We start from the raw sequence: 7,107 nt of genomic DNA on the forward strand, positions 1-7,107 counted from the left end.
ATAAGAAAATAGAAATGCCATGTTCCAGTCCTAACGCCTTTCGATTCTTTGAGTAATGTCCTGCGTTAGGCTAACGCTCTATTCCTCTTCTTCTTCAGTAATTGGATAATGTTTTAGGAAGTAGATTAGAGACTGAAGTTCGACTGCTAGATCAATATGATGAATCCTAATAGCAGGTGGAACAGTTAGCCTTGCTGGTGTGAAATTAAGAATCCCCTTTATTTCCGCACTGATTAATCGATCGGCGATCGTTTGTGCTACCCCTGAAGGAATCGTTAAAATCGCTACCTGAATGTTTTCCTCGCGAACCACTTTTTCGAGGTCATCCATATGATGAATCTTCACATCGCCAACTTGTGTGCCAACCTTGCCTTGATCAACATCAAAAGCTACCTCAATTTTTGTATTATTACTTTTCGAAAAATTATAATTTAAAAGTGCAGTTCCGAGATTTCCGACCCCAATTAAGGCCACCTTTGTTAGCTCGTCTTGGTCCAAGGTTTTTCTAAAAAAGGACAAGAGGTAGTTTACATTATATCCATATCCTTTTTTTCCCAAGGCTCCAAAATAAGAAAAATCCCTTCGAATCGTAGCCGAGTCGACTTTAACTGCTTCACTCAATTCTGCCGAAGATACTCTTTGCTTTCCTGAAGAGTGTAGATTTGATAAAAATCGATAATAAAGCGGTAACCGTTTGGCTGTCGCTTGCGGAATTTTCATTGTCTCATTTGCCATACCCTTGCCTCCTCTCTAAATATTTGAACTTTTACTTAGGTTGTTTTCGTAAAGATTGTTGCAAAAATTTTAACATAAGTACTTTTCTCATTCGTAAATCTATTTACTACTCTTTAAATAGCAACAAAAATGGAGAAACGAACCCTTTTTACTTAAGTTTTTCTTTTCGACTAAAATCGCCATTTTTTCCACCAGTCTTTTCAACCAAGTAGGTTTGTCCAATAACCATCCCTTTATCAACAGCCTTACACATATCATAAACAGTTAAGGCCGTTGCAGAAACAGCTGTTAACGCTTCCATTTCAACACCTGTATTTCCCTTCGTTTTCACAGAAGCCGTGATTTCTAATCTATAGTTATCCCCATCCTGTTCCCAAGCAAAAGTGATATTAATCCCTGTCAGTGGGATTGGGTGGCACATCGGAATAATCTCTGATGTTTTTTTACATGCCATAATTCCCGCAACTTGAGCAACAGCTAGGACATCCCCTTTTTTCATCTTATCTTGTGTAATCTTTTCATAGATTTCTTTGTTTACCGTTATGCTAGAATGGGCAATCGCTGTTCGTACGGTTTCTGGTTTCTCACTAACATCAACCATTTTAGCTCTGCCTTCTTCATTAAAATGCGTAAACTCTGCCATGATTTAGCTCCTCTCAACAAAACTATACACTATTTTCACAATCTTGTGTATGGACATTGTATCATTTTTCACATAAGAAACCACTTGTAATTGGAAGTTTCCCTCTGTTGCCCCGATATATTGAATGGGTTACACTATTTAGTAGGGCAAGATGAGGTGAAAAAACATGATATTATTACAGGTTAACCAATTATCGAAATATTTTGCAGCTGAACTTATTTTAGCGAATATTAAGCTTGAAATACAATCCCAAGATCGCATTGCACTAGTAGGCAGAAACGGGGCAGGAAAATCAACACTCCTTAAAATCCTTGCTGGACAATCTTCTTATGATAACGGTGAAATCATTAAACCGAAGGATGTTACCATAGGGTACTTGGCTCAGAATACTGGACTTGAATCAGAGAAGTCCATCTGGGATGAAATGCTAACTGTCTTCGATCCTCTTCGTAAAATGGAGAAAGAATTACGAAACCTCGAGGAACAAATGGCAGACCCTAATGTTTTCTCGAATACTACTCAATATGAAAAGATCATGAAGGAGTATGACCATTTACAAGTTAAGTTTAAGGATGATGGCGGTTATCAGTATGAGGCCGATATTCGCTCCGTATTACACGGTCTTCACTTTGGTTCGTTTGATTACAGTACGAAAATATCAACGTTGAGTGGGGGACAAAAAACAAGGTTAGCCCTAGGAAAGCTGTTGCTTTCACGGCCAGATATCCTAATATTGGACGAGCCTACTAACCACCTTGATATTGAAACATTATCTTGGCTAGAGCAGTACCTTCAGGGGTATCCAGGGGCCATTTTAATTGTTTCCCATGATCGATATTTCCTTGATAAAGTCGTCAATCAGGTTTTCGAACTTTCTCGACAAAAGATGACAAGGTTCACAGGCAATTATAGCTCTTATTTGGATCAAAAGGCCGAGAATTACGAACGTGATTTGAAGCTTTTTGAAAAACAACAAGATGAGATTGCAAAGCTAGAAGATTTTGTCCAGCGTAATCTTGCTCGTGCCTCGACAACCAAAAGAGCACAAAGTAGGCGCAAACAATTACAAAGAATGGATCGTCTTGATCGACCATCAGGGGATGAAAAATCAGCTTCCTTTTCGTTCGATATTGAGCGGCAAAGTGGAAATGATGTGCTAAAAGCTGAGGATGTTGCTGTTGGGTACGGATCTGAACGTGTTTCCGAACAAATTTCCTTCCGTATTAATAGAGGAGATAGTGTCGCCTTAGTTGGACCTAATGGAGTGGGAAAATCGACTCTATTAAAAACAATCGTCGATAAACTCCCAGCCCTTTCAGGAAAAATCAACCACGGGTCGAACGTTTCGATTGGTTATTATGATCAGCAACAGGCAGAACTGAATTCAAACAAGAAGGTATTAAATGAATTATGGGATGATTATCCCTTAAAACCTGAAAAAGAAATTCGGACTGTTTTGGGGAATTTCCTATTTTCGGGTGATGATGTCTTAAAATCAGTCTCCACGCTTTCCGGTGGCGAAAAAGCAAGACTTGCTCTAGCAAAATTGATGATGGAAAAGGCTAATTTTCTCATCCTCGATGAGCCGACAAACCATCTAGATTTAGACAGCAAAGAAGTCCTTGAAAATGCCTTAATTGATTATCCAGGTACGATTTTATTCGTTTCCCATGACCGATATTTTATTAACAGAATTGCGACAAAGGTACTCGAACTTGAACGCACCGGGATTACAGAATTCCTCGGTGACTATGATTATTATCTTGAGAAGAAACTTGAAAAAGAAGAACTAGAAGCCCTAAATCGGACTCAAGGGAATAATGCTGTTAAAAACGAGCCTGTCCTATCTGATAAAACAAATTATCATCAGGATAAAGAAACGAAGAAGTTAGAGCGCCAACGTAAACGGCGGATTGAGGAAATTGAGTCTTCTATTGAGGAATTAGAACTGACGGCTTCGGAATACGAAGAACAACTTTGTGACCCTACTATTTTTCAAGACCATGAAAAAGTTAGCGAATTAAATACAAACTTAGAAAAAGTCAAACATGACATTGAACAACTTATGGATGAATGGGCAGAACTTGCTGAGTAAGAAACTCTAGTCAGCGGAGAGAGGCACTCCATCTGAGTAAAATGCCATCCTGGAGTAGATCATCCGTGGTGGCATAGTACTGGAGCTAGTCCCTGCTCTAAGTTAACTTTATATTTCCTATCTAAAAAAATCCCGGGATATCCTCCCCGGGATTTTTTACTTTTAAAAACTATCTGTTAATTATCTTCTTTTCAAAAAATTATCCACAAGTTGAATCCTGTGGGTAAGCTAATAAAATTCTATTCTTCCTCAGAACTATCCACAATATCCACAATAATCCTGTGAGTTATCCACTTTATCAACAGCACAATGGGTTTTCTATAGAAATTATACCCATTATCCACATTTTCAGTGGATAACTCTTATTTAAACCCTTTAGTTGTGGATAGAAATTTCTAAACCTGGATTTCCGTTTAACGTAAGGTCTGCCCGTTTTCCTTTATCAAACAAAATACTTCCCGCTGCGGCAATCATTGCAGCATTATCTGTGCATAAAGAAAGTGGTGGAATAACCAACTGAATGTCTTCAAGGCTCTCAAATGCTGTGGTTAAAGCTGCCCTTAATCCCTTATTCGCAGCAACACCGCCAGCAAGTAGTACTTGTTTTACCTTATATTCTTTCGCTGCTTGCACAGCCTTTGTTACCAGTACATCCACTACACTAGCCTGGAAACTAGCAGCGAGGGTTTCTGGTGCAATCTTCTCGCCCCTTTGTTCCGCATTGTGGACAGTGTTGATAACTGCAGATTTTAATCCACTAAAACTAAAGTCATATGACCCCGTTTCCAGCCAAGCCCTCGGTAAATCGAGATCAGCTGTGCCTTCATGTGCAAGACGGTCTATATGTGGACCTCCTGGGTAAGGAAGCCCTAATACCCTCGCGACCTTATCGTATGCCTCACCTGCAGCATCATCCCTTGTTTCTCCTATTACTTCAAAGTGCCCATGCTCCTTCATGAAAACAAGCTCTGTATGTCCTCCGGAAACAACAAGCGATAAAAGGGGGAAATTCATTTCCTCAATAAGACGATTGGCATAAATATGTCCAGCTATATGATGAACATTCACAAGTGGAATATTATGAGCAAAAGCCAACGCTTTAGCCGCATTAACACCTATCAACAACGCTCCTACAAGGCCAGGACCTTCAGTTACGGCAATAGCATCAATCTCATCAATTCCTACCTTTCCTTGACGAAAGGCTTCTTCTAGAACAAGCGTAACCTGTTCTACATGGTGCCTTGAAGCTATCTCAGGAACAACCCCACCGAACCTTTTATGGCTTTCAATTTGAGAAGCCACAACATTTGCAACAATCTCTTTCCCGTTCTTCACGATAGCCACTGCGGTCTCATCACAGCTCGTTTCGATTCCTACTATTAATTGTTCTTTTTTTATTGTCATAAATTCACCCACATTACGATAGCGTCTTCCATATTATCTGTGTAATATTGTTTTCGAATCGCACCTTCTTGAAATCCTAATTTGCGGTATAAAGACTGTGCTGGGGTATTGCTAACCCGTACCTCAAGCGTCATCGTCTTTGCCCCCATCCCCCTTACGATATCCATTACCTTATGAAGCAAGGCTTCTCCTAGCTTCATTCCTCGGTATTCTGGGAGTAAAGCAATATTCGTTATATGAACCTCATCCACAATAACCCATGAGCCACAATACCCAACAACTTCATTTCCTACTTCTAAAACTGTATAGAAAGCAAACTTATTTTTCGTTAATTCATTATAAAAAGCTTCCTTGCTCCATGGTGTTGAAAAGGACCTGCTCTCAATCTCATAGATTTGGTCAATATCCCTCAATTCCATTGGACGGAAAGCAATGGTTTTGTTCATACCCATCTTCCTAATCAGTTATTGTTTTTTTGAGCCTCAAGCCACTTAGCCTCTGCTTCAGCGAGCCTAATATAATTAGGGACGAATGAATGAGGATCTTCTGCCGGTTTATCTCTCCCCAATAGCGCTAGCTCAGCAGGGCGAGGATTATGTTCGGTCACCACCGCAAACTGGGCCTTAGCACCCAACATATCTTTGATAGCCTCAGAATGTAATGGTAAATCATTGCCGACGAATAAAATATCTCGATCCATTGCTTTTAGCTTTGGAGCCCACTCAGTAGTCAATACGAGCTGATCACTTTCAACCGATAAGAGTTGTCCATCTTTGAATTGATATAACCCTGTATAAATTTGACCCCTTCTCGCATCAAATAAGGGAGAGATATATCCATTAAAATAACGTCCTGCTGATGCAGCCAATGTTTCCAAGCTTGAAACACCTGTAATTGGAATGTTTAATGTCCACGCTAGAGTTTTGGCAATTGTGACTCCTATTCGAACACCAGTATAGGAACCTGGTCCCTTAGCAACAACAATCTTCGTTAAGTCCTTAGGATTTACCCCACATTCATTCATCAGCGTTTGAATAGCAGGCATAACCCTTACAGAGTGGTTTTTCTTTATGTTTGAAATATATTCACCCATTACCTGAGTCTCGTCTAGCAAGCCAATCCCTAAAGCATAATTAGATGTATCAATCGATAAAATCTTCATTAAAAAGCTCCTTACCTATCTGCTCAAACCTAGGACCCTTTGGTTCTAAAACCATCCTTCTCGTCCCGTTTTCTCCATGATATAAATGGATCGTTAGTAAGTTTTCTGGTAGTTGAGTTTCGATTAAATGGGCCCACTCGACAACCGTAACTCCATTTCCTTCAAAGTACTCTTCAAAACCCAAATCTTCATAAGAGTCTTCCACACGGTATACATCCATATGATATAACGGCAAGTTTCCTCGGTATTCTTTTATTATCGTAAAGGTAGGACTGTTAACATTCCTAGTAATTCCTAACCCCTGCGCTAACCCCTTCGTAAAAGTCGTTTTCCCAGCCCCTAGATCTCCTTCTAGTGCAATGACGTCACCAGGTTGTAGGAGGCTCGCAAGCTTTTTAGCAAACTTCTGGGTTTGTTCTGGGGTTGCCGATACGAATTCAAACGGTGTCATGTACTATCACCTTTTTCCTTCTTTATCTATCTATTTTACCCACAATTCTCTTGATAGAGTTGTTAAAATACAAAAAACCTTAGGATCCCTCTCCTAAGGAATAACATTCTATATGTAAGTTTACACTTTTTTTCTTGAGTGAGCAAAGAGGAACATTAAGACAGTACTCTTTTCTCAGGATCTCACTATAAATTTAGGTATAAAAAAAACGAAACACTGTTTCGCTTGCGATAAACTATAATTCTATTAAAAATGGCGGTCCGGACGGGACTCGAACCCGCGACCTCCTGCGTGACAGGCAGGCATTCTAACCAACTGAACTACCGGACCATTTTAAATTAAAAATTGGTTGCGGGGGCAGGATTTGAACCTGCGACCTTCGGGTTATGAGCCCGACGAGCTACCGAACTGCTCCACCCCGCGATAATATTATATATATAGATTTTCATGCGCTATTTGAGCATCTAATACTATATATGCAAAACCTATAAAATGTGTGAATTAAATAGATAGCCTGGCAACGTCCTACTCTCACAGGGGGAAACCCCCAACTACCATCGGCGCTGAGAAGCTTAACTTCCGTGTTCGGCATGGGAACGGGTGTGACCTTCTCGCTA

The 7,107-nt window shown here is 40.0% G+C and carries 7 protein-coding genes, 2 tRNA genes and 1 rRNA gene; 1 reads left to right on the forward strand and 9 read right to left on the reverse strand.

From position 1 onward, the window contains the following. Positions 1 to 78: 78 nt before the first annotated feature. A complete protein-coding gene (locus H0185_RS22505; RefSeq protein WP_221875748.1) occupies positions 79 to 735 on the reverse strand; it encodes a redox-sensing transcriptional repressor Rex in 657 nt (218 codons plus the stop codon). 148 nt (positions 736 to 883) lie between these two features. Beyond that, on the reverse strand, positions 884 to 1,378 hold the full coding sequence (gene moaC, locus H0185_RS22510; RefSeq protein ID WP_221875749.1) for a cyclic pyranopterin monophosphate synthase MoaC: 495 nt from the start codon (positions 1,376 to 1,378) through the stop codon (positions 884 to 886). A gap of 166 nt (positions 1,379 to 1,544) precedes the next feature. Here moaC and H0185_RS22515 point away from each other — a divergent pair, with 166 nt between their 5' ends. After that, positions 1,545 to 3,473, forward strand: coding sequence for an ABC-F family ATP-binding cassette domain-containing protein (locus H0185_RS22515; protein WP_221875750.1), 1,929 nt, complete (start codon positions 1,545 to 1,547; stop codon positions 3,471 to 3,473). 375 nt (positions 3,474 to 3,848) lie between these two features. On the opposite strand, the gene tsaD is transcribed toward H0185_RS22515, so the two are convergent. The 7 genes from tsaD to rrf form a co-directional block, all read right to left on the reverse strand. Continuing rightward, positions 3,849 to 4,871: a tRNA (adenosine(37)-N6)-threonylcarbamoyltransferase complex transferase subunit TsaD gene (tsaD, locus tag H0185_RS22520; RefSeq protein ID WP_221875756.1), complete on the reverse strand. Its 1,023-nt coding sequence runs from the start codon at positions 4,869 to 4,871 to the stop codon at positions 3,849 to 3,851. 2 nt (positions 4,872 to 4,873) lie between these two features. Next, entirely contained in the window at positions 4,874 to 5,323 is a 450-nt protein-coding gene (gene rimI / locus H0185_RS22525) for a ribosomal protein S18-alanine N-acetyltransferase (protein ID WP_221875751.1), read from the reverse strand. 14 nt (positions 5,324 to 5,337) lie between these two features. Continuing rightward, complete coding sequence (tsaB, locus tag H0185_RS22530; protein WP_221875752.1) at positions 5,338 to 6,039, reverse strand: tRNA (adenosine(37)-N6)-threonylcarbamoyltransferase complex dimerization subunit type 1 TsaB; 702 nt, start codon at positions 6,037 to 6,039, stop codon at positions 5,338 to 5,340. Then, complete coding sequence (gene tsaE, locus H0185_RS22535) at positions 6,020 to 6,490, reverse strand: tRNA (adenosine(37)-N6)-threonylcarbamoyltransferase complex ATPase subunit type 1 TsaE (RefSeq protein WP_221875753.1); 471 nt, start codon at positions 6,488 to 6,490, stop codon at positions 6,020 to 6,022. The genes tsaB and tsaE overlap by 20 nt, the downstream gene beginning before the upstream one ends. Positions 6,491 to 6,743: 253 nt before the next feature. After that, a tRNA-Asp gene (locus H0185_RS22540) sits at positions 6,744 to 6,820 on the reverse strand. A gap of 16 nt (positions 6,821 to 6,836) precedes the next feature. After that, positions 6,837 to 6,913: transfer RNA gene (locus H0185_RS22545), tRNA-Met, on the reverse strand. 89 nt (positions 6,914 to 7,002) lie between these two features. Next, positions 7,003 to 7,107: ribosomal RNA gene (gene rrf / locus H0185_RS22550) — 5S ribosomal RNA — on the reverse strand; the annotation flags it as partial.

Source organism: Mesobacillus maritimus (genome assembly GCF_019749255.1).
GTDB lineage: Bacteria > Bacillota > Bacilli > Bacillales > Cytobacillaceae > Mesobacillus_B > Mesobacillus_B maritimus_A.